The organism is Alteromonas lipotrueae (assembly GCF_019249255.1).
In the GTDB taxonomy this organism is placed as follows: domain Bacteria; phylum Pseudomonadota; class Gammaproteobacteria; order Enterobacterales; family Alteromonadaceae; genus Alteromonas; species Alteromonas lipotrueae.
In genome coordinates this window covers 1-1178 of sequence record NZ_JAESDJ010000042.1, presented here as the reverse complement: position 1 = coordinate 1178, position 1178 = coordinate 1, and the positions used below count along the sequence as shown (strand labels likewise).

General features: G+C 43.2%; 1 rRNA gene. It reads right to left on the bottom strand.

From position 1 onward, the window contains the following. Positions 1-615, bottom strand: a 23S ribosomal RNA gene (locus KYS23_RS20565); the annotation flags it as partial. Positions 616-1178: the final 563 nt, after the last annotated feature.

Below are 1178 nucleotides of genomic sequence, written 5' to 3'. Positions count from 1 at the left end.
GCTACGGCTCCGCTATTCGCTTAACCTTGCTACTAAATATAAGTCGCTGACCCATTATACAAAAGGTACGCAGTCACAGAACAAGTCTGCTCCCACTGCTTGTACGTATACGGTTTCAGGTTCTATTTCACTCCCCTCACAGGGGTTCTTTTCGCCTTTCCCTCACGGTACTGGTTCACTATCGGTCAGTTAGGAGTATTTAGCCTTGGAGGATGGTCCCCCCATATTCAGTCAAGATAACACGTGTCCCGACCTACTCGATTTCACAAAAACAAACACTTCGTGTACAGGGCTATCACCTTGTATCGCGCCACTTCCCAGAGGCTTCCACTACGTTCATAATTGCTTAAGGGCTAATCCCCGTTCGCTCGCCGCTACTAGGGGAATCTCGGTTGATTTCTTTTCCTAAGGGTACTTAGATGTTTCAGTTCCCCTCGTTCGCCTCGTTACACTATATATTCATGTAACGATACCTATAAATAGGTGGGTTTCCCCATTCGGACATCTGTGGCTCAAATGCATTTTGTCGGCTCACCACAGCTTTTCGCAGACTTACACGTCCTTCATCGCCTCTAACTGCCAAGGCATCCACCGTATACGCTTAGTCACTTAACCATACAACCCCAAATGGCCTTCTTCATTGGTCTTTATCTTTCACCAAGCTTCCTCGCTCACTCAGTTACATACTGGAAGTATGCGCCTTCGTTCGCTCGTTGCGTGGCTCAGCTAAAACCCAATGTCTCGGCCATTGCACTAATGAACACCGAAGTGTTATTGATACAATGAACAAGAAAGAAAGACTCTCCCGCCTTTTGAAATCAGGACTGGATGAGATCTAACTCAGTTGTATGCATGACAAGCTAATCGTGAAATTGCCTTGCTATCAAATAAAGATTGATAACAAGCAATTCAAGTCAAGTAGAGTAGTAAGTACGTCTTTCGACTTCTCAATTACTCAAATTTTGATTGATTTACTAATTAAATATCAGCTTTCCAAATTGTTAAAGAACATAATGCTTTCAAAGAAAGCACTTAAGTTTGATTTTGCAATCAAAATTAAGCGCTCTAAGGCACATCTTTAAACTTTTAAACAAGACAATTTGTGTAGGCACTACACTAACAATGTCACCATCGACATTTTGGTAAGGAGGTGATCCAACCCCAGGTTCCCCTAGGGT